This is a genomic window from Paenibacillus sp. JT22N1 (assembly GCF_059692155.1).
Map to the genome: position 1 here is coordinate 177613 of NZ_JCAUAW010000011.1, position 21133 is coordinate 198745.

Here is a 21133-nt window from a genome sequence, read left to right on the forward strand (position 1 = left end):
TCATTAACGGAACAGATCTTGTTATATTGAACTTGGAAGAAGTCCGACGTAGAAGTATTAAAGTTTGGAACGTTATTCCTCTAACTATGCTGGATTGGAGGCCTGATGCACAAGCCTTAAACATTAAAGAAATGATCCGGCACATATTGGACGGCGAGCATTATTATCATCTTGCAATACTGAACAGAGGAAGTCTATCTTCATACGATTCTCCTTTTGACAATCGGGAATTTTCTTCGGTGGAAGATGAACTGATATTCGCACAAGTGTACAGAGAACAATTCTTGAATACCGTTAAAACGTTCACCCCTGAGGATTTGTCAAATATTAAAATTAATCGAAGTGACGTAGGGTATGTTCGAACTTTAGGAGATATGTTAATGAGGATCGCATACCACGAATCCGTTCACACCGGGCAACTGCTAGATTATATGCGAACGGCTGGAATCGATCGGCCACGAATTTGGGATTGAATGTGGTTTTCAACGGAATTTCAAGGAATTGAGATATTTTCTTAGTTAATATTTTGGTCAAGAAGTGACGGCTGATACCGCTTGCAAAATATTTCTGGAAAATTTTGAGTCATGTTCTCTATGATTTCACATGTTACAATTTGTGAGATCCATATGGATCAAATAACTCAGAAGGCCGAAGCTTCATGTGAAGCACGGGGGACCCATTATTTGGGGTGAAGCCGCGTCAGCGGCCGGGTGATTACTCTTTGATCCGAATCCGACAGCTAACCTCGCAGGCCGCAAAAGGAGAGGTTTATTTTGAAACGTTACAAAAAGCTTGTGGTTACCGGCGCAATAGGTTTGAGCGTTCTCGTAGGTTCGAGTGCGGCAATGGCCGCACCAGCAACCCATACGGTATCAGGTAATGATACAATGTGGTTAATATCCCAGAAGTATGGCATAAGCCTATCTTCGCTTATTAAGGCAAACCCTCAAGTTGCCAATCCGAACGTGATTTGGTCTGGTATGAGCCTCAACATTCCTGGCAGCACGAACACAAATGCTGGTACTAAAACGCCAGTTACGACTGCGCCATCTCAAACAACTTTTGCTAACCAAGTCGTTAACTTAGTTAACCAAGAACGATCAAAGGCTGGATTGCGTCCATTAACCAGCAATAGCGCACTTACCGCCATGGCTTTGGACAAAGCGAAGGATATGTACAACAATGGTTATTTCGATCATACCTCGCCGACTTATGGGTCGCCTTTTGATATGATGAGCACATACGGCATTCGCTATTCATACGCAGGTGAAAACATTGCAAAAGGTCAACAAACGCCTGAAGCTGTCATGGAAGCTTGGATGAACAGCACGGGTCATCGTCAAAACATTCTTAGCCCCAACTTCACCCAAATTGGTGTTGCCTATTTTAACGGCGAATGGGTACAGGAATTCATTAGCAATTAACGCACTAACGTATGTCTGCAGAATATTTCAAGAAAAACCAGCAACTTTTTGTTGCTGGTTTTTTTGTTGCAAGGCGTGCAACTGCGCTTTATTTTGCTAATAAAACACTATGCTATCCTCAGTCTTGGATGGGGAACAATCATCTCGAACATATTGAAGTCAATTGATCACAAAAGGGAATGACCGAACGATATTTGGAAAATAACTGGGAATATGTGTAACTCTACATCCTCTGCATCGTATAAATATCAAAGGGAGGCGAGTGAATGAATCTATATTTTCGGGATAATTTTTTTAATACCGGTGTTACTGAGATTCTAGGTGAACAGGAAGAAACCGTCGGTCATCTTGATTTGAAAAGCTCTTTTGGATCTGCGATCGAGGTGTATGGGCAGAATGGCCAACTGTTGTGCAAAGGAAGTTTTCCGATCTTCTCAAGCAAATGGGAGGTTACGGGTGCAGATGGTGGACAATTAGGTGTGTTGAGAAGCAGAATTGCGTTTTTCACCAAAAAATTCACATATGAAACCAAAGGGCGGGGTAACTACGAGATTATATCCCCAGTATTTTCAAAAGAATATGAGATATCTGATGAATCCGGCGCGCTTGTTGCCCGTTTCGAACAAGTAAACGGATGGTTTTCTTCAGGCGCTTTTCTTCTGAAGAATCAATGCGAAAATTTGGATACTTACGAACTTGTCGCGGTGATCATGGGAATGCACGCGATTCAGAAAAGGCAGAACTCTGGGGCAAACGCAATCTATTGAGTGAAGACCAAAATAGATGTTCATCTGAGAACTATAGTTGAATACTAAAATGAGCAGATGGCCATGGCTGTCTGATCATTTTTTATGTAATGGTAAATGAATGTTTCCATTAACAGGTGAGCAATAGTGCGAATGTGTGTTCTAGTTCGTAGATGTGTGCTATGATCTATCCATTATGACTAAGAGGTGATCTCATGGATTTACGCAGCAGCACAATTAGTGAATACGAACAGTTTTGTAAATGGACAAATATTTTGCATCAACTAAGTGATAAAGATTGGCACAGCCCAATTACAGTAGGAAAAGCATCGATAGCCGGAATCATCGCACATCTTAGAAATTGGGATCTTCATTTAATGAATGTTGTCATTCCTTCCATCAGGGAGGGCAAAGGAATGGAGTTTCCCGATTTCAACTCATTCAACAGTAAAGCATATCAATACGCAAATTCGGGTATTTCGAAAGATCAACTTCTTCAAGAATTCTCAAGCGACAGAATGAAACTGATCGATATATTAAAGAGCATGAAATCAGAGGAATTACTGTTAGAAGTATCAGCAAACGGTGTGTCAAATTGTCCTAGAACAGGTACGCCATATTCACTGGTATACATAATTCAAGAATTTACTGAGCACGATGATCACCACAAAAAGCAAATTATGAGTATTCTTGATTGAGATAGCATGCAACGTTAGTAAAGGAGCTTGCTTCTCAGCAGCTCCTCTTTTCTATTAAATGGGCTTGTTAAAAAAAGTCCATTCGGCCAATCATTTTCAGCGCGAAATCGGGGTCCTCCAGCAGCGGTCGCCCTATTGCTACGGCATCCGCTAGCCCGTCCCCGATGATGCGGTCCGCAAAGCTGCGGGTATAGATTTTGCCGACGGCGATGACTGGAACGTCTAAATGCTGCTTAATGACGGCTGCGTCAGGCAGTTGGTAGCCTGGATGTGTATCCGTTGGCTGGATGGGCAGCAGGCCGCCAGATGATACGTCAATCGCGTCAAGAAGATTGTCCGCGGCGAGTGGTTTGAGCATCAGCGCAAGATCCTGTGGATTTAGGCCGCCATCGACGTAATCTGTCGAGGAGATCCGCACGATAACCGGATAATTACGGCCGGTTTCGGAGCGGATTGCGGCAAGTGTGTCTTGCAAAAATTTCGCCCTGCCTAGAGGCGATCCACCATACGCGTCGTTGCGGAGATTGGAAATCGGCGACAAGAACTGGTGAATCAAAAATCCGTGAGCTGCATGTACCTCAATTCCATCAAAACCCGCCTCGATGCTGCGTCGGGCAGCCAATCGGTAATCCTCAATGAGGGACTCAATCTCGGAGACAGACAATTCCGCAGGCTTTCCGTACGAGTCGTCATAAGGAATCGCACTAGGCGCAATGAGCCGCTTCGTTACTTCCGGATCCGACTTTCTTCCCCCATGAGACAATTGAACGAATATCGGTGTATGTTGGGTGTGAACGGCATCAGTTACTCTTTTTAGCGCGTCGGTGTGTCGATCCGAATAAATGCCAATGTCGTTAGGTACCAGTCTGCCGTTATTGGACACAGCCGTCGACTCCACGATAATTAATCCGACTGCATTCGCCCTTCTAGCGTAATGCTGAACATGATGCTCTGTCGCATAACCTTCCGGCGAACCTTTGTATTGCTGCATAGGCGCCATGATTAACCGGTTACGAAGCTCGACGCTGCCAATGGTGAGAGAGGTGTCGAGGGTAAGTGATTTTGTCGTGATCATTTGTTATCCACTCCTTCAAATTATCTTATAATGACATTGTATAAAGTTAGAGTTATAATTTACATACATAAAACATGTTAATAATAACCGCTGTCCTTCATATTAAAGTTAAAAATACGATCTGAGCATATAAAATGAAGGAGGAATCACTTTGGACGGAATCGATAGTAAAATACTATCATTGCTGCATGAAAACGCACGAATGCCGGTTGCCGAAATTGGCCGGACGATCGCTATGACACAGCCTGCCGTTACGGAACGGATACGCAAGCTTGAGGAACAAGGGATCATCGCCGGCTACAAGGCGGTTCTCTCACCCAAGAAGCTCGGCAAAGACGTCACGGCGTTCGTGCTGTTCAAGACGAGCAATTGTCTGGATTTCCAGGAATTCTGCTCGCAATCCCCGGACGTCATCGAATTGTATCGCATTAGCGGGGAGTATAATTTTATGATGAAAATAATTACCGCATCGATGGAATCGTTTACCGTTTTTCTCGATTCGTGCAGCCCACACGGTTTCTCTTCAACGCTTATCGTACTTTCGGCGGCGATTGAAAATAAGCGTTTGATCGCTGACAATGGCGAATAAAGGGCTTCCCCCGAGGTTTCATCACCTTGCCGAGTATTGAAAGTTGTCCAAACATTAATTAAACTAATGGAAAGAAGAGTTAATTAGAGGAGTGATTTTAATGGATATTAAAATAGATGATTTAACGGGATCTAAAGTGGTTGCATTAATCGGGGAACATCTTCAGAATATGGCAGCTCTATCTCCGCCAGAAAGTACACATGCCCTAAATATTGATAAATTGAAAAAACCAGAAATCACCTTCTGGAGTGGTTGGGAACAAGATGAATTAGTTGGTTGTGGGGCAATTAAGGAACTTGATAGTCAACACGGTGAGATAAAATCAATGCGAACTTCTTCATCACATTTAAGAAAGGGCGTTGCAAGACGAATCCTTGAACATATCATTGAAGAAGCCAAGCGACGTGGCTATCAACGGCTAAGTTTGGAAACGGGCTCAATGGATGCTTTCGAACCAGCTAAACAACTGTATGAAAGTTTTGGATTCCAATATTGCAAGCCATTTTCGGATTACATAGAAGACCCAAATAGTGTATTTATGACAAAAGAGTTATGAGTTCATGAATATTCGAATCTTAAGGATGATACAATGGATAATCATATAACCATTCAGGCTTTAAAATATGGAGATTTACTACATTATGAATGGAACACAACTTTATTAGAGAAGACCGATTCACACATTTTTGTCTTAGGCGAGTACGGAAGAAAATTAAATCATTACACGAAGCAAAAGGTATTTACCATAGAGGCTTGGACTATAGAATTTTTCTCATTTCATTCATGGTTTACTGTTAGCGCCGATGTAGTTGGCGGTAAAATTCAACAATATTATTGCAACATAAACCAACCTGCGAAGATTAATGGTAACATTGTTTCTTTTGTGGATTTAGACCTAGATTATGTACAAAGAAACGGTGAATGGAAAGTTGTTGACGAAGATGAGTTTGAGAGCAATGCATTTAAATTTGCATATCCAGAAGCTCTAATTCATAAAGCTAGGAAAGAGTTACTGGGCCTAAAGGAACTTATTAGAAATAAAACGTTTCCTTTTGATGGATCAATCGAAATGTTTATTGACCGTATTCCAAGATAAAATTATGGAGGGTAATGGTGAAAAAAACACTTCTATGGGGTGGTATCTCCGCCACAATAATCAGTTTAATTACTTGGAGAATACTTGACGTAAATAAGCTATTTACATTATTAATGTATATCGTACTGGGTACGTTAGTCTTATCCGCAATATTATCTGGGGCTTTATTAAGTGGGGATAGAATAAGAGCGAATTATCATACAGAAGATGCCAAAGACAGAAATGAGAGAAACAGATTAATAAGCAGAATGTTAATCTTTGTTTCCCCATATACTGTATTAGCCTTCATTGTATATTTGATCAAGTGAGGAAATTCTCTTTGAATTATAAAAAAGAATTAAGGGAAGTAGGTTCGACGTACTTGCCTTATTAAGCATGCCATAATTTAGAACAAAAGCAGCACAATAAGAGATATATCTGTGATTTCGTATATTGTCGTCACCCTAACGCTCTGATAAGATACTACCAAACAGTAGCGACGAAAGGGTGGAAAATATGCCATTTTTATCATTAACGAGTTGGAGCTTACATCGGAATTTGGGGGCTTTGCGGTGGACCCGCTGGGATGAAAACACGTGTACTCAAATAACGGATACCCAAGACCAACCTGAACTCATCTCTCTGCTTGAATTACCAGCGGTTCTTGCGAAGAAAGGGTTTAGATCACTGGAAGTGTGTCATTTTCATTTCCCTCATACAAGTGAAGCCTATTTGCAAGGATTGAAACACGCATTCAAAGAAGCGGGTCTCCAGTTTTACACGCTGCTAATTGAATACGGTGATATTTCCAGTTCGGATGATTTGCGCAGACAATCGGACATTGCGTGGATCAAAGGATGGATCGATATTGCTGCACGAGCAGGAGCTGAAAGGGTACGCGTGATAGCCGGTGATGCGGAACCTTCGGATCAAGAAGCTTTGAAGAGATCAGTTGATGCACTTAGAGAACTAAGTAGTTATGCTGCTGCGCAGGGAGTACGCGTTGTTACAGAAAACTTTCACTCACTAACATCAATCGCGGATAATTGCCTTGCTTTATTGGAAGGATGCGGGGAGCTCCTTGGGTTAACCTCGGATTTTGGCAATTTTAAAGGAATAGAGAAATATGGTGAACTTGTCAAAACGATTCCGCACAGTGAGTCGATCCATGCCAAAGCACAAACGAATGCGGATGGATATCCGGATGAAGTTGATTTTAATCGCTGTATGGAAGTTGCCAAGCAAGCTGGGTATGAAGGTCCCATAACTCTTGTATATGACGGACCTGGCGATATGTGGGAAGGTATTGAGCGTGTAAGGAAGCTTGCAACACCTTATTTGAATTAAATCAACATTACAAGCCGCGTATATTGCGGTTTTTTTAACATTTCCAAATTAACTTAACTGACCAAAGGGGATGGTTTGTTTGATAAGACTCATGAAATATGATGATCTTACCTTATTTAAGGAAGATGTTATCCCTTTCTTAGAACAATATGAAGCTGAAAACAATTTAGTATTAGGTGTCTTGCAATCTTTAAGTGAAAAAGATGAAAGTCCTCTTTTTATGGCTACTGTAATAAAAGACAACGAAATCGGGTTGGTCTTACTACAAACACATCCTAGTCAAATTATTTTATCAAAATCTGTTTCCTTTACATCAAAGGAAATTCACGATATAGGAGAAAAGCTGATTATCGCAACGCAAGATATACCTGGATTTATAGGTGAAAAGAAATTAACTACTGAACTAGCTATGTATATTTCGAACGTTAAAGGGATTCAAGCAATTGTCCAAATGGACCAAAAAATTTATAAACTAGAAAAAGTTATGAAGAAACCAAGTACAAATGGAAAACTTCGGAGAATTATAGAAAATGATCATCACACAATTAAAGAGTGGGTGTATCAGTTTTGTAATGAAACTAACCAACCTATAAGTTTAGAAGAAGCAGATAAAAGAGCTACAAGAATGATAAATAAAGGAAGTTTAGTAGCATGGGAAGTGAACGGAGAAATGGTTTCCATGGCTGCTTCTACACGACCAACCCCAAATAATATAACTATCAGCTATGTTTACACACCAATTAGCGAAAGAAAAAAGGGATATGCCTCTGATTGTGTTTCAGCTTTCACTCAAATCTTGTTAGATCGTGGTTATCAAACAACAAGTTTATACACTGATTTTAGTAATCCTACTTCGAATAAAATTTATACTCAAATTGGATATCATGCGATAATGGATTCAATCGTTATTCTTTTAAAATAATCGACATATACAGGGAGGAACCTATGGAGGATTTCAATCAAATGGCTGACCGTTTTGTGAAGGCACATTTCGGTGACCGTGCCCAAAATCTTGTGTCCCTTGCTGCCGGTGATTGGTCGAAAGCCTATTCCTTCATGCTCGACGGGCATGCAATGGTTATCCGCTTCGGCACTTATCTGGACGACTTTCAAAAGGATCGTGTGATGGGCACACTTTCCTCGGACACACTTCCGATTCCGAAGGTTCTTGAAGTAGGCGAGACGGAGAGCGGCTTCTACGCCGTATCCGAGCGAGTCTCTGGAAAGCATCTCGATGAGCTGAATGGGCTTGAGATACGAATTGTCCTGCCGCAATTGCTAGACGCTCTCTACGAACTTCAAAAACTTGACCTCACAGACACAGAGGGAATTGGTCTTTGGCGTCCAGACGGGGCTGGTTCGAGCTGGGGGGCCGAGCTACTCTCAGTAGCTGAGCCCAGGGATCGACTCGCGGGCTGGCGCGAGCGGCTTGACGCCTCACCTCAGGAGGCACGGGTCTTCGATGCTGGGGTAGAAAGGCTGCGTCAGCTCGTAGCAATGCTTCCAGAGTACCGAGGAATCGTCCATAACGACCTCTTGAACCGAAATGTGCTGGTGGACGAAGGGAGGCTTACGGGGGTAATCGACTGGGGAAATGCGTTCTATGGTGATCCTCTTTACGATAACGCTTTGTTTCTTTATTGGTGGCCTTGGTTTCCGCAATGGCAAGAGATTGACTTGCAGGAAATTCTAGATAATCACTGGGACAAACATGGAGGATGGCCCAAACAATCAGAGGAACGTCTTCTCTGCTGTCTCATCCACATCAGCCTCGACCACATCGCCTACAGCGCTTTCAGGCAACGTACAGAGGATATGAGGCGCCACGCCAAGCAATTGATGACCTACATACGTACGCAATAATTAATCTTTGAGTCAAAAACATGGAGGGAATCTTCATAATGGTTGAGTTGAATGGACTATTTCGTAAAAGAATTGGCATTCCAGAGAATCAAAAAATTACATTTGAAACATTAGATAACATTCTTAGGAAAACAGCAACATCCCTTCCTTTTGAAAATTTAAGCATCATTTCAAATAAAACAAGTGCTATAACAAAAGAGAGTTTGATTACCAAAATGCTCGTAAAAAATGAAGGTGGTCTATGCTATCAATTGAATCCACTGCTTTATTTTTTCTTAGTTGAAAATGGGTTTAATGCAGCTTTAGTTCGTGGAGAAGTATATAATTATGCAATGAAGGACTTTTCAAAACTTGGGAGAACTCATGTTACTATTCTTTTGCAGCATAAAGGTCAAACGTACTTGGTCGATACCGGATTTGGTGGAAACCTACCACTAAAACCTGTGCCGCTAAATGGAGAAACTACCTCCTCTGTGAATGGAGAATTTCGAGTCAAAGCAATGGAAAGTGATTATGGCGACTATATACTTGAAATGAAACTAAAATATAAAGATACAGATTGGAAAATAGGGTATGCTTTTGATACAAAACGACCATTAGAGAATTTATCTGAATTGAACGAAGTCCAAGGAATCATAGTTCAGCACAAAGAATCACGATTCAACAAAACCCCACTGATTACCCAACTTACAAACGATGGAAATGTAACGTTAACCGATACTTCTTTCACACAATGGATTAACGGTAAATCGGAAAAAGAACAAATTGACAACATTAAATTCAAAGAGCTAGCAAAACAGCATTTTGGATTTCAAGAACTATGAGAAGCTGTATTGACGCGGCTTCTTTTTTTGATTTTCCTGCTCACGAAAATTCGATGATAGAGTAGACAAAAAGGCTACCAAATGTCCAATTGGACGATGGCAGCCTACAAGAAAAAACCTAATCTTTTGGTATATAAAAGCGATTATTCCCTAACTGTATGTCCTGAAGAGTATCAATCCCGTCGACGTCATGGTCGAAGAAAAGCATACGTGCCGTGGTACCGTCCTTATACTTGAGAGTTATTGTGTTACCCGAAAGGGTGTATGTTCCAGTATCGCTCTTAGAAGTGGACGATTGGGTACCGGATTCGATAACATCCAGGCTGGCTATGCTTAGGTCAGTGCTCTCGAAAGTGCCGTCGCTTGCAAAGGAAAGGTATTCGGTCGATGATGTGGAAAAAGCATTGATGCCAACAAGGCCGCTATAGCTGATATATTTGTACGTTCCATCTAACGTCAATCCATTCTTAACCGGAACAACAGGGTCATGAAAACACCCGGACTTCAACGTCAGGAACAGCCGCTCCTGTATACAATAACTAGTGTTGACCGCTTGCAAGTTTATCAACGAAACCAGCAAGCAGAACATCCAACCCGAACGAAAACTCTTCCTCCCAATTCACAGAAGTCGTGTAAGCGGCTAGCCGGATAAAGTGGGGATATCGCTCCTTAGGCAATGCCTCAATCTCTTTGTATCTTGTCTCCGATTCTTCTCGGCTTTCCTGAGAAAGCTTCACGCGATCACGCAATCGACATTCTTCATCGACAAAGCCGTAGATGAAGTTTTTGAGCATAGAAGCAAGCCACGGCACTTGGACATCCTTAAATCCGGCTTCGACGAGCGCCCTAAACAGAAATTCGATATGTGCCAAACGGTTAGGGCTTGCCGCATGCGTCGCGTTCATGATGTGTACAGCGTCCGGGTATTGCAGCAGACTTATGCGGAAGCTCATCGACCATAGCCGCAGCTGCATTTTCCAATCCAAAGCGGTATCGGGAAAATCAATCTTCGTGCTGATCTCTTCTGCCAAGAGATGAAGCAGCTGTTCTTTGTCCTTCACATGGTAATACAAAGATGAGGCTTTCACGCCAAGTGAATCGGCGATTTTGCGCATGCTGATGCCATCTAAGCCCTCAGCTTGCAGCAGTTCCAGCATGATCCCGACAATTCGGGCCCGATCGAGTGGCGTGTGAAGCGGCTCACTCCGATTTGTGTCCTTATCTGTCGTTAAGGGATGAATTCGTCTTCTTGCCATATGGTGTCACCTTCCATTTTATCTCTTGACAAGTATAGCACAACAGTTTAATCTAACGGTATTATATTATTATTTATCACTGTTAGATTAACCAAAAAGAGGAGTGTATATACATGCAAACAACCACAATAGAAAACATTGCCCGTACTGCCGGAGATATTTTATCCCATGCTTGGAAAGCAGTCTACGACGAGGAGAGGGATGAACTGACCGAGATGTTCAAGAAGTTCGGCGATCGCGCCTATGGTGCGTGGATTCAACAATTTATGACGCCGGTCGCAGAGCGGCTTGCCGCTGATGGTTTCATCATCAGGGGCGGATTTAACTTAAAAGATTCCATTGAGAACTGGGGTCCGCCTGAAGAACGGGAACGGTGTGTATGGTATGTCGTAAAGTCATCGGAAGGTGAAGAGCTGGGTACGTTGGTGCTGCAGGCCTATCATTCGCACCGCTCGTTCTTCATGCCAAGAGCACCGCGGATTTTGGCACTTGAAGTTACGGATCGGGAAGCCATTATCGCCGCACTCTCAGATGCTTCAACCCGAATCCGCTGGGATTTAAGGGAGGAACGAATGCCTCAGCCGCAATTACAATCCATCCCGAGTCAGCGGTTTGAGTACGCGACAGATACTTCAATCGGAGATGGACTAAAGCCCGCAGCAGACGGTCAGCTGTACAGCTGGAATTTGGACAATGCGCTAGGCCATTGGGGTCGGTACGGATGGGAACTTGTGTCCGTCGTTCCAGCTGGAGGCAAAGTGATTGCGTACTTCAAACGCCCGCTGATGGACTAAACCAACCTGTAACAACGGGGGGAGCTCATAATAAATTAAAAGCTGACGGAGATAGAGGGTTGTCCCTAAGTAGGTAAGCTACTTGAGGATAACTCTTTTTTTTAAAAGGTATTGACAATGATTGGAATTAAAGTTTAAATGATATTAACGTATTGATAATAACAACTTGTTTGTAACACAATGTTGAAATCAAAGAATGGGTGAACTACACATGAATAAAGAGCAACTTAGAGATAAGCAGGGACTTACTGAAGTGGAGTTTTTACAGAAGTATGATGCCAGTATTTATCAAAGCCCGTCTGTTACCGTAGATATGTTAATTTTCACTGTAGTTGATGAGGAAAAAGAAAACTATAGAAAGCTGCCGGAAAAGTCACTGAAACTTCTCATGGTTAAAAGGGGGGTTCATCCTTATATAGGGCAATGGGCTTTACCCGGAGGCTTTGTAACAGAGAACGAGAGTATTGATGAAGCTGCTTTACGGGAGCTAAAAACCGAAACTAATATTGATGATGTTTATATGGAACAGCTTTATACATGGGGTGATGTAAATAGGGATCCTCGTACACGAGTTATCAGCTGTTCGTATATGGCACTTGTTGATTGCAGATCACTCGAAGTGAAGGCTGGGGATGATGCCGATGATGCTAGGTGGTTCAACGTTAGGTACAGTGTGCTTGAAGAGAAGAAAACCATGCTGGAGAAGGACTTGATATTTGAAAAAGTCGTAAAAATTACTCTTTCAAACGATGAGGACATCCTGGAGGCTATTATTAAAGTTGTCGAAAAATATTCTGGAAAAACAGCAAGGGTAGAAAGAGAGGTTATCGTTTCGAATGGAATTGCATTTGATCATGCGGAAATGATCCAATATGCAGTGGAGAGGCTAAGGAATAAGATTGAGTACACAGATTTAGCTTTCAATCTGATGCCGGAACTTTTTACATTATCAGAGCTCCAGCAGGTCTATGAGGTTACTTTGGGAAAAGAGCTGCTTTCTGCAGCGTTCAGAAGAAAGATAGCTGACATGGTTATGGAAACCAATCAATTTACTAAGGATGCAGGGCATAGGCCTGCAAAACTGTTCAGATTCAATCCGAATTGGCGATATTTATAAAGCGAGTAAACATTAAATGATAGTTGGAGGTAAGAAATGAATTCAAACAAAAAAACGGCAAGAATTGTTGGAGTATTATTTCTAGCTGCAACGGCTGCGTATATACTAGGTAATGGACTTATTGAATCCATTCTCAAAGATCCGGATTATCTTATTCATGTTTATCCAAATAAAACCACAGTGATAATAGGAATGCTCCTTGAGTTAATTAATTCCGCTGCAGTTGTTGGTATTGCAATCATACTGTTTCCAATCTTAAAAAAGTATAATGAAACTATCGCACTTGGTTACGTTGCTTTCAGGGTTATTGAGGCCATAATCCTTATTGTTGGTGCAATCAGCCCATTATTACTAATTACATTAAGTCAGGAATATATAGAAGCAGGAGCTCCGGATACTGCCTATTTTCAAACGATAGGCACGTTAGCAATAAAAGGGAAGTATTTGGCCTTTCAGGTGGCAATGATCGTTCTTAGTCTAGTTAGCCTGTTGTTTTGTTATTTATTATATCAATCAAAACTCATTCCGCGTTTAATTTCAGTCTTTGGGCTTATTGGCTACGCATCGTTGTTAACAAGCGCCTTGTTAGAAATTTTCGGCTATAGTCCAGGAATGTATTTATTTCTTCCAGGAGCCTTATTTGAAATAATACTACCGATATGGCTGATAGTTAAAGGATTTAACTCATCTGCAATCAAACCCAATCAATAAAGAAAACCAAAACACAAATTGGTGATAAGGAGCAATCTTCATGAAGGCGATTGTATACACAAAATACGGAACTACTGGCGTTCTTAAACTCAAAGAGGTAGAAAAACCTACTCCAAAGGACAATGAAGTACTGATAAAAGTATATGCTGCATCCGTAAATTCATGGGACTGGGATCTCTTGAGAGGTACACCATTCTTAGTCCGCCTTGATGGGGGGATTCTAAAACCAAAATTCAACATACTCGGAGCTGACATAGCGGGGCGGGTTGAAGCGGTTGGCAGAGACGTAAAACAGGTTGTTCCAGGTGATGAGGTATTCGGGGACATTTCCGGTTGTAGCTGGGGCGGGTTTGCGGAGTATGTATGTGCTCGTGAGAATGCATTAACGCTGAAACCTGCGAGTATGACATTCGAGGAAGCAGCGGCCATACCACAAGCAGCAGTCCTCGCCTTGCAGGGACTTCGCGATAAAGGACAGATTCAGAAAGGTCAAAAGGTTTTAATTAATGGTGCAGGTGGAGGTGTGGGTACGTTTGCAGTGCAGATTGCCAAATCATTTGGGGCTGAAGTGGTAGGCGTAGACAGCACGAAGAAATTGGATATGCTGAAATCGATAGGTGCAGACCAGGTTATTGATTACACTCAAGAGGATTTCACACAAAATGGGCAGTGTTATGACCTAATTCTTGATGTTGCGGGATATCGATCGATTTTCGATTACAAACGTGCATTAAGTCCCAACGGCACTTATGTCATGGTAGGAGGTTCCATGTCTCGAATCTTCCAAGTCATGTTCCTAGGACCATGGATTTCAATGACAGGGAGTAAGAAATTGGGATTACTTATGCACAAGCCAAACAAAAATGATCAAAATTTTATGAAGGAGCTTTTTGAGGCTGGCAAAGTAGTACCTGTTATAGATAGACGTTACCCATTAAGTGAGACTGCAGAAGCTCTCCGATATCTTGGAGAAGGACACCCCAAAGGAAAAGTCGTCATCCGTATGGAACATTAAAACAAAGCCCAGCGAGGTGTTAATCAATGTATGAAGTAAAGCAATATTTAGACAACGCATATGGACCAGATGGATATAACGTGGGGTAGATTCTTATTTAAGGATAAGAAAAACCAAAGGCTGCGTTCATAAAAGGTAATTTATTATGTGGAGGGTGATGAGACATGTCTGAAGATTTCTATTGTGAAGAGGTTTTAAGTGATCGAACTCCTGTACAGAAAGTAATGGAGACCGATAATGTACTTGCCTATCACCACACCCGCCCTTTTTACCCAGTGCACATTGTGACTATTCCGAAAAAGCACATTTCTTCACTCATTACTTTAGAATATGCCGATAATGACCTGCTAATTGAATTAATGGATATTGTCAAAAAGGTAGCTTCTGGAGTGGTATCCGAATATGGTGCGTGTAGAGTAATAACGAATCTTGGGAAATATCAAGATTCGAAACATCTTCATTTCCACGTGGTTTATGGGCAGCCCCTAAACGGAGCTGATTAAATAATAAGAACAGATAGATTTTGGCTTTTCGTTGAGAGGAGTGCTCAGTAATTAAGAATATTGGAATTGATGCTGGCGGTACGCTAATCAAAGTTGTTTGTGAGGAAAATAACTCCTTTACTTTTAGCAAATACCCTGTGGCCCAAATTGAATACGTTGCTTCAAAAATGAATAAAATTGATGGTGCCCAAATATGTCTTACCGGCGGCAAGGCATCATTATTTGAAACGTTAATGATTCAAAAACCATTACGTATTATTGAATTTGAGGCAACATGTCGGGGAGTGCAGTATCTTCTTAATAAATACGATCCAAAAATGCAAGAGTATGTATTAACTAATGTTGGTACAGGGACTTCAATTCACTACGTTGGAAATAGCAAACATGAACGTGTTGGAGGAACAGGTGTTGGTGGTGGAACATTGTTGGGTTTGTCTAAATTGTTGACTGGTTTAACGGATTATGAAGTTATCGTTAAATTAGCTGCTAAGGGAATACGAGATCGAATCGATTTGAAAGTGAGTCACATTTATGAGGGAGCAGAACCTCCTATCTCAGGCGATTTAACGGCCAGTAACTTTGGTAGGGTTTTACAATCATTTTCTAATCAAGAGTTTGCCAAAGATGAACTTCTGGCTTCGATAGTCGGACTCGTAGGTGAAACAGTAGCAACTACCAGCGTTCTTGCGGCTAAGAGTTGTGGTGTTTCATCGGTTGTTTATATCGGATCCTCGTTTATTCAAAATGATCTACTTAAAGAAACAGTTCAAAGTTATACTATTTTAAGAGGAGCTTTACCGGTATTTGTTGAAAATGGGGAATATTCCGGAGCCATTGGTGCTTTACTCTATGGCGTTACTCCTTAGTTACACATTTAGGCAACCTGCTTTGTTCATTGAGTGAAGGGGCGGGATGTATGGAACATTCAACACAAGAAAACGGCAGCCGGTCTAATTGATCGGCTGCCATTTCGTCTTCTAATTGGAAGGAATTTGAAGTAAACACATAGTTAATAAGGAAATCGAGGTATGATACAATAGATGATGCAGCTGGAATTTTTATAATTAAGGAGTTGTGAAAATGAGTACTTTAACGAAAGCAATACTAATAGCCGCAAAAGCTCATGATGGTCAAACAGATAAAGGTGGAAATCCATACATATTACATCCTGCAAGATTAGCAACTAAAGCCAGCAGTGAAGAAGAATCAATTGTAGCAATTTTACATGATGTTGTAGAAGATTCAGATATTACTCTATTTGATTTAAAGAATGCAGGATTTAGCGTAGAAATTATAGAAGCTCTAGATTGCCTTACAAAAAGAGCAGATGAATCATATGAAGGCTTTATCAAGAGGATCAAATTAAACCCCCTAGCGACGAAAGTGAAGCTTTTGGATCTAGAGGATAACAGTGATATTAGCCGTATTCCTAACCCAACTGATAAAGACTATGCAAGGATTGATAAGTACAAGAAGGCAATTGCAGAACTGAAATTCGAATAACGTAAATACAACATGAGAGGATTGCGGATGTAATGAGTGATACGGTTAATCTTACTATTGGAGGCTCCTATGTTTTTGCTCCAGACAATCCAAGAAAGACGAAGAATCGTGGTAGGAAATGCACAATCCTTTCTTTCGAGTTGACTGATGATTATGAACTAGAAGTTAGGGTTGTATATCATGATACGAATAGAGAGGCACTATTAAAAGTAAGTGATTTAAAGACAATAACTGAATGAAACAAATAATCGAAGAGGTGATATCCTGACTAGGCTGCCGCAATTAAATTGGGCAGCTTTTTCAGTTAATGGACAATTTAGAACTTCTTCCAGCCTATTGACAAATAAACAATATTTCGTTAGCATCATTGTGAATCGGACAATTGTCCGTAAAATTTGGTGTTAGACAAGAGAGAGTCAGCAGAGGATGCTGAATCGGATGGAGGGAATACATGTCTTCAGGTAAAAACATTGCAGCAACAGAAGCCCCGTTTTCAATGCGAAGCATATTAGGGCCGTTGGTGGCAATTGTGGTTGGGATTTTCATGGTAATTTTGGACGGAACGGCGGTAAACGTTGCTCTTCCCAAGCTGCAGGAAGAATTTAATCTATTGAACTTGTCCTTAGTACAATGGACCGTGATCGGATATGCGCTGGCACAAGCAGCGGTCATTCCTTTAGCGGGCTGGTTATCCGACAGATTTGGCGCCAAGAAAATATTCTTGATCTCGGTAGGTCTATTCACTATTGGTTCTGGTCTATGTGCGCTGGCTAATTCGGTTGAAATGCTGATTACTTTCCGTATCATCCAAGGTTTGGGTGGCGGTGTTGTTGTACCGATTGCTATGGCGTTCATCTATCGTCTGTCGCCGCCAGGAAAAGTAGGGGCAGTCATGGGCATGATGGGTATTCCGATCTTGCTGGGTCCGGCGCTTGGACCTGTCGTTGCAGGCTGGTTAGTTGAATATCACAGCTGGCAGTGGATATTCCTGATTAACCTACCTATCGGGGTAATCGGTATTATTCTCGGAATCCGTACATTACCGAATATTGGGCGGCAGTCGGTTGCATCCTTGGATTTACTTGGCATGCTTTTAGGGCCAATTGCCTTTGCGGCGCTAGTGTACGGTGTTTCTAATGGTGGTATTGACCCGATCACTGGGAAATCCACATGGATGGATGCTGATACGTTGATTGGCTCAGGAATCGGTATTGTGGCGCTTATTTTATTCGTTATTGTGGAGTTAAGACGTAAGAATCCGCTGCTCGAGCTTCGCGTTTTCCGCTCAGGTAATTTTACAAAAGGGATTATCGTGCAATGGATTTCACAGATTGCGATGTTCGGAACCATGTTCCTCGTCCCTCTATATTTACAACAAGCTCATGGTTATAGTCCATTGAAAACGGGGCTCATCATGCTTCCGCAAGCTCTGGCATCCGGTTTATTTATGCCAATTGGCGGTAAATTGTCAGATCGTTTCGGAGCGCGTCCGCTCGTCTTGGCGGGGATGGTACTTACATCGATTTCAGCCTTGTTACTGTCCAATATTTCTGGCGATTCAGGTGTCGGTACTGTGATCCTGCCGCTTGCACTGCTAGGCGCGGGAATGGGACTGTTTATGATGCCTCTCAATAATCATTTGATCCAATCCGCTCCACAGAATTTGGTTGGACGTGTAACGTCGCTCACGAACGCTGCACAGCAAGTTATGATGTCCTTCGCTATCGCCATTTTGATGACGATCTTTACAACGAAGATGAAAAATTTAATGGTTGAATCAGGTAAGCAGAAGCCGGATTTAGACTTGTATGCTTCTTCCTTTGGGTACACTTTCTTAGTTCTGCTGGGTATCGCGGTTGTCGGCGGTTTGCTTGGTCTTATGCTACAAAAGCCAAAGAGGGTGGAAGGCGAGTCCACGGACGGTGCCGAAATTCCAGTTATGGTTGGTCATTAATTAAGTTGAATTAACATTAATCTTATAGAAAAACGAAAAGCCCGGTCCAAGTGGAACCGGGCTTTTTCGCATATGAAGATCATTGATTTTGTGATCTGCTGCTGGAGGATTGATTTTCTTTAAATGCCTCTGCTGCTTCCTCTGCGGAAAATTCCGTATCATCTTTACCTGGGACAGGCATTTTGTTTAACTCCGTAGACTGTACTTCTGCCTTTGTTGCCTGATTATTATCTTGATTGGGCATGTGACACCTCCTTTATTAGAATAACAACAAGGAATAGTTTTCCACCGTATGTAAATTTTTATACACTGAAAAAGGCTATGAATTTTCTACTAAGTGTAGACGAATTCGAATTTTCAAAATTTATGTTTACCTTACAATGGTTTTTTGATAATATAATCGCAATAATCAAATGCGGTGAAGAGAAGAGTAAATAAATGAATTCTTTCACAGAGAGCTCCGGTTTGCTGAAAAGGAGTAAAGAATATTTTATTGAAAAAAGCCTCAGAGCAGCACATCGGATCCTACTGAAAAGGGTGATGATGTGTCAGGAGCTCCTGTTACAGAGCTAAAGTATACGCATTACATGGTAATGTCGTACTTGAAGAGGCTGATATGGCGACATATGAGCGAATTTGGGGTGGTACCACGAGTAAATACAATCTCGTCCCTAAGACTGACTATAGTCTTGGGGGTGGGATTTTTTTTATTGGTGCTTTAAAAGATCAGCTCACGTGCAACATGCGGTACACCGAATCAGACTGTTTGAATATATATTTAGGGGTTCCCCTTAATCATGCTATTTTGAAAGGATTTGAATATCTTATGTCAGAAAAATTGAAGGTTGGTATTGTCGGAGGAACAGGAATGGTTGGTCAGCGGTTTGTTCAGTTGCTGGATCAGCATCCTTGGTTTAAAGTAACGGCCATCGCCGCTAGTAGCAGTTCAGCAGGTAAAACATATGAAGAATCTGTGCAAGGAAGATGGAAGTTGTCTGGCCCAATACCTGAAGAAGTGAAAAATATCGTCATTCAGGATGCATCGAAAGTGGAGGAAGTTGCCGGTCAGGTCGATTTTATTTTTTGTGCGGTGGATATGAAAAAGAATGAAATTCAAACGTTGGAAGAGGCATACGCCAAAACGGGCACACCCGTTATTTCCAATAACTCGGCTCACCGCTGGACGCCTGACATCCCGATGGTCATTCCAGAAGTTAATCCAGGGCATATTGAAGTGATTGCTGCACAGAGAAAGCGGCTTAGAACCTCAACCGGCTTTATTGCCGTTAAGCCGAATTGTTCAATCCAGAGCTATGTGCCAGCCCTTCATGCACTGCTGGATTACAAACCGACAAAAGTGGTTGCGTCGACGTATCAGGCGATTTCCGGAGCCGGTAAAAACTTTACCGATTGGCCCGATATGTTGGATAATGTCATCCCTTATATTGGCGGCGAGGAAGAAAAAAGCGAGCAGGAGCCACTTCGTATATGGGGCAGCATTATAAATGATGAAATTATTAAAGCAAGTGCGCCATTAATTACAACGCAGTGTATTCGCGTTCCAGTAACGGATGGGCATTTGGCTACCGTATTTGTATCGTTTGAGAAAAAACCTTCGAAGGAAGAAATTCTTGATCGCTGGTTGCAATTCAAAGGACGACCGCAGGAGCTTGGTCTGCCAAGCGCACCCAAACAGTTCATTACTTATTTTGAAGAAGAGAACAGGCCACAGACTAAGCTTGATCGTGAAATTGAGCGAGGTATGGGTGTTTCGGCGGGGAGATTGCGCGAGGATTCAATATACGATTTTAAATTTGTAGGACTATCACATAATACATTACGCGGAGCAGCGGGCGGTGCTGTTCTGATCGCCGAACTGCTTAAAGCGGAAGGGTACATTCAGGCAAAGTAGAAGCATTCAAATTGATTCTATTAGATAGATTTAAAAATCCAAACCTTGAATTTTTATTCATCTTCTAAGGCATACTAAGCATTGTTCGCTCAAAAAATTGTGGAGGTGTTCGTAATGCGTCAGGTAAATAAAACAAAGATCGTTGCATCAACTGCAGCCGCGGCAGCAGTCATGGGATCTGTTATTTTTGGCGTTTACAGAGCAAGAAACAGCAACATTCTTGAGCGGATAAAAAACAGATTGACCTAAGGAAGGGGGCGGGAAACCGCCTCCTTTACCACTCACTGATTTAAAACGAAGTGTCATCGGAGAGATCCGGGGGCGCTTTTTTTGTTTAATTTCTCTGAATTTCCATCAAAGTTTACGAAAAAAAGAAGAACCAGCTTAAGACGCTGGTTCTTCTTTTTTTCGCTCATTATGATTTTCTCCCCAAGCACACATTACTTCTGCTACAGGTATCAATGTTCTGCCATATTCACTAAGCGAATATTCTACTTTTGGAGGGACGGTGGGGTATACCGTTCTTTCGATCACGCCTTCTTGTTCTAAGTCTCGAAGATGTTGCGTGAGCATTTTTTGGGAGACGTTAGGTATTAGCTTTTCCAGATCGTTGTACCGCTTGGTTGATTCGATCAAATGCCATAAAATCATCGGCTTCCATTTTCCACCTAAAACATGAATGACAGTCTCGATTGGACATTCGCGCTGATGAATCATTGATAAATCA

Annotated in this window: 27 protein-coding genes, 1 riboswitch and 1 other annotated feature; of the genes, 22 read left to right on the top strand and 5 right to left on the bottom strand. The window is 41.9% G+C overall.

Features of this window, described 5'->3' with window-relative positions:
* The first annotated feature begins 2 nt into the window (after positions 1 to 2).
* From AC58UU_RS21635 to AC58UU_RS21650, 4 genes are all read left to right on the top strand, one after another.
* A complete protein-coding gene (locus tag AC58UU_RS21635; RefSeq protein ID WP_497318960.1) occupies positions 3 to 473 on the top strand; it encodes a DinB family protein in 471 nt (156 codons plus the stop codon).
* Positions 474 to 636: 163 nt separating this feature from the next.
* Positions 637 to 769, top strand: a riboswitch (cyclic di-AMP (ydaO/yuaA leader).
* Positions 770 to 773: 4 nt separating this feature from the next.
* On the top strand, positions 774 to 1424 hold the full coding sequence (locus tag AC58UU_RS21640) for a CAP domain-containing protein (protein ID WP_497318771.1): 651 nt from the start codon (positions 774 to 776) through the stop codon (positions 1422 to 1424).
* A 266-nt stretch (positions 1425 to 1690) separates the two neighbouring features.
* A complete protein-coding gene (locus tag AC58UU_RS21645; protein ID WP_497318773.1) occupies positions 1691 to 2191 on the top strand; it encodes an LURP-one-related/scramblase family protein in 501 nt (166 codons plus the stop codon).
* A 194-nt stretch (positions 2192 to 2385) separates the two neighbouring features.
* A complete protein-coding gene (locus AC58UU_RS21650; RefSeq protein ID WP_497318774.1) occupies positions 2386 to 2868 on the top strand; it encodes a DinB family protein in 483 nt (160 codons plus the stop codon).
* A gap of 67 nt (positions 2869 to 2935) precedes the next feature.
* On the opposite strand, the gene AC58UU_RS21655 is transcribed toward AC58UU_RS21650, so the two are convergent.
* Positions 2936 to 3943: an oxidoreductase gene (locus AC58UU_RS21655; protein ID WP_497318776.1), complete on the bottom strand. Its 1008-nt coding sequence runs from the start codon at positions 3941 to 3943 to the stop codon at positions 2936 to 2938.
* 151 nt (positions 3944 to 4094) lie between these two features.
* On the opposite strand from AC58UU_RS21655, the gene AC58UU_RS21660 reads away from it, so the two are divergent.
* The 8 genes from AC58UU_RS21660 (at position 4095) to AC58UU_RS21695 (ending at position 9641) form a co-directional block, all read left to right on the top strand.
* Positions 4095 to 4532, top strand: a complete 438-nt coding sequence (locus tag AC58UU_RS21660) for an Lrp/AsnC family transcriptional regulator (RefSeq protein WP_497318777.1) — start codon at positions 4095 to 4097, stop codon at positions 4530 to 4532.
* A gap of 100 nt (positions 4533 to 4632) precedes the next feature.
* Positions 4633 to 5088 carry a GNAT family N-acetyltransferase gene (locus AC58UU_RS21665; RefSeq protein WP_497318779.1) on the top strand — a complete coding sequence of 152 codons (456 nt, stop codon included), beginning with the start codon at positions 4633 to 4635 and terminating at the stop codon, positions 5086 to 5088.
* A gap of 33 nt (positions 5089 to 5121) precedes the next feature.
* On the top strand, positions 5122 to 5628 hold the full coding sequence (locus tag AC58UU_RS21670) for a DUF402 domain-containing protein (RefSeq protein WP_497318780.1): 507 nt from the start codon (positions 5122 to 5124) through the stop codon (positions 5626 to 5628).
* Positions 5629 to 5642: 14 nt separating this feature from the next.
* Positions 5643 to 5936 carry a DUF5316 domain-containing protein gene (locus tag AC58UU_RS21675; RefSeq protein ID WP_497318782.1) on the top strand — a complete coding sequence of 98 codons (294 nt, stop codon included), beginning with the start codon at positions 5643 to 5645 and terminating at the stop codon, positions 5934 to 5936.
* A 187-nt stretch (positions 5937 to 6123) separates the two neighbouring features.
* On the top strand, positions 6124 to 6954 hold the full coding sequence (locus AC58UU_RS21680) for a sugar phosphate isomerase/epimerase family protein (RefSeq protein ID WP_497318783.1): 831 nt from the start codon (positions 6124 to 6126) through the stop codon (positions 6952 to 6954).
* A gap of 91 nt (positions 6955 to 7045) precedes the next feature.
* Positions 7046 to 7876: a GNAT family N-acetyltransferase gene (locus AC58UU_RS21685; protein ID WP_497318785.1), complete on the top strand. Its 831-nt coding sequence runs from the start codon at positions 7046 to 7048 to the stop codon at positions 7874 to 7876.
* A 134-nt stretch (positions 7877 to 8010) separates the two neighbouring features.
* Positions 8011 to 8817 (top strand): phosphotransferase family protein, encoded by an 807-nt coding sequence (locus AC58UU_RS21690; RefSeq protein ID WP_497318787.1) that lies wholly within the window; start codon positions 8011 to 8013, stop codon positions 8815 to 8817.
* 38 nt (positions 8818 to 8855) lie between these two features.
* Positions 8856 to 9641: an arylamine N-acetyltransferase family protein gene (locus AC58UU_RS21695; RefSeq protein ID WP_497318788.1), complete on the top strand. Its 786-nt coding sequence runs from the start codon at positions 8856 to 8858 to the stop codon at positions 9639 to 9641.
* 118 nt (positions 9642 to 9759) lie between these two features.
* Here AC58UU_RS21695 and AC58UU_RS21700 read toward each other — a convergent pair whose 3' ends face one another.
* Together AC58UU_RS21700 and AC58UU_RS21705 are read right to left on the bottom strand one after the other, a co-directional pair.
* A complete protein-coding gene (locus AC58UU_RS21700; protein ID WP_497318790.1) occupies positions 9760 to 10221 on the bottom strand; it encodes a lipocalin family protein in 462 nt (153 codons plus the stop codon).
* On the bottom strand, positions 10181 to 10897 hold the full coding sequence (locus AC58UU_RS21705; RefSeq protein ID WP_497318792.1) for a TetR/AcrR family transcriptional regulator C-terminal domain-containing protein: 717 nt from the start codon (positions 10895 to 10897) through the stop codon (positions 10181 to 10183). Before AC58UU_RS21705 ends, AC58UU_RS21700 begins: the two co-directional genes overlap by 41 nt.
* Positions 10898 to 11010: 113 nt before the next feature.
* Here AC58UU_RS21705 and AC58UU_RS21710 point away from each other — a divergent pair, with 113 nt between their 5' ends.
* From AC58UU_RS21710 to AC58UU_RS21745, 8 genes are all read left to right on the top strand, one after another.
* Positions 11011 to 11691: a DUF6022 family protein gene (locus AC58UU_RS21710; protein ID WP_497318794.1), complete on the top strand. Its 681-nt coding sequence runs from the start codon at positions 11011 to 11013 to the stop codon at positions 11689 to 11691.
* Positions 11692 to 11902: 211 nt separating this feature from the next.
* Positions 11903 to 12808, top strand: a complete 906-nt coding sequence (locus tag AC58UU_RS21715; protein WP_497318796.1) for an NUDIX hydrolase — start codon at positions 11903 to 11905, stop codon at positions 12806 to 12808.
* A gap of 36 nt (positions 12809 to 12844) precedes the next feature.
* Complete coding sequence (locus AC58UU_RS21720; RefSeq protein ID WP_497318798.1) at positions 12845 to 13519, top strand: DUF4386 domain-containing protein; 675 nt, start codon at positions 12845 to 12847, stop codon at positions 13517 to 13519.
* Between the two features lie 40 nt (positions 13520 to 13559).
* Positions 13560 to 14534 (top strand): NAD(P)-dependent alcohol dehydrogenase, encoded by a 975-nt coding sequence (locus tag AC58UU_RS21725; protein ID WP_497318800.1) that lies wholly within the window; start codon positions 13560 to 13562, stop codon positions 14532 to 14534.
* A gap of 164 nt (positions 14535 to 14698) precedes the next feature.
* Positions 14699 to 15037 carry an HIT domain-containing protein gene (locus AC58UU_RS21730; RefSeq protein ID WP_497318801.1) on the top strand — a complete coding sequence of 113 codons (339 nt, stop codon included), beginning with the start codon at positions 14699 to 14701 and terminating at the stop codon, positions 15035 to 15037.
* Positions 15038 to 15102: 65 nt separating this feature from the next.
* Positions 15103 to 15903 (top strand): type II pantothenate kinase, encoded by an 801-nt coding sequence (gene coaW / locus AC58UU_RS21735; protein WP_497318961.1) that lies wholly within the window; start codon positions 15103 to 15105, stop codon positions 15901 to 15903.
* 214 nt (positions 15904 to 16117) lie between these two features.
* A complete protein-coding gene (locus tag AC58UU_RS21740; RefSeq protein WP_497318803.1) occupies positions 16118 to 16540 on the top strand; it encodes a GTP pyrophosphokinase in 423 nt (140 codons plus the stop codon).
* Positions 16541 to 16991: 451 nt separating this feature from the next.
* The gene (locus tag AC58UU_RS21745; RefSeq protein ID WP_497318805.1) at positions 16992 to 18494 is read left to right on the top strand and encodes an MDR family MFS transporter; all 1503 of its coding nucleotides are present in this window, start codon (positions 16992 to 16994) and stop codon (positions 18492 to 18494) included.
* 79 nt (positions 18495 to 18573) lie between these two features.
* Here the strand turns inward: AC58UU_RS21745 and AC58UU_RS21750 are convergent, their stop codons facing one another.
* Positions 18574 to 18738: a hypothetical protein gene (locus AC58UU_RS21750; protein ID WP_171689317.1), complete on the bottom strand. Its 165-nt coding sequence runs from the start codon at positions 18736 to 18738 to the stop codon at positions 18574 to 18576.
* Between the two features lie 165 nt (positions 18739 to 18903).
* Positions 18904 to 19170, top strand: a binding site (T-box leader).
* A 150-nt stretch (positions 19171 to 19320) separates the two neighbouring features.
* Between AC58UU_RS21750 and asd the strand changes: the two genes are divergently transcribed.
* Entirely contained in the window at positions 19321 to 20406 is a 1086-nt protein-coding gene (gene asd / locus AC58UU_RS21755; protein WP_497318807.1) for an aspartate-semialdehyde dehydrogenase, read from the top strand.
* A gap of 114 nt (positions 20407 to 20520) precedes the next feature.
* Positions 20521 to 20655: a hypothetical protein gene (locus AC58UU_RS21760; protein WP_281367150.1), complete on the top strand. Its 135-nt coding sequence runs from the start codon at positions 20521 to 20523 to the stop codon at positions 20653 to 20655.
* A gap of 135 nt (positions 20656 to 20790) precedes the next feature.
* On the opposite strand, the gene AC58UU_RS21765 is transcribed toward AC58UU_RS21760, so the two are convergent.
* Complete coding sequence (locus tag AC58UU_RS21765) at positions 20791 to 21123, bottom strand: winged helix-turn-helix transcriptional regulator (protein ID WP_171647283.1); 333 nt, start codon at positions 21121 to 21123, stop codon at positions 20791 to 20793.
* Between the last annotated feature and the right edge of the window lie 10 nt (positions 21124 to 21133).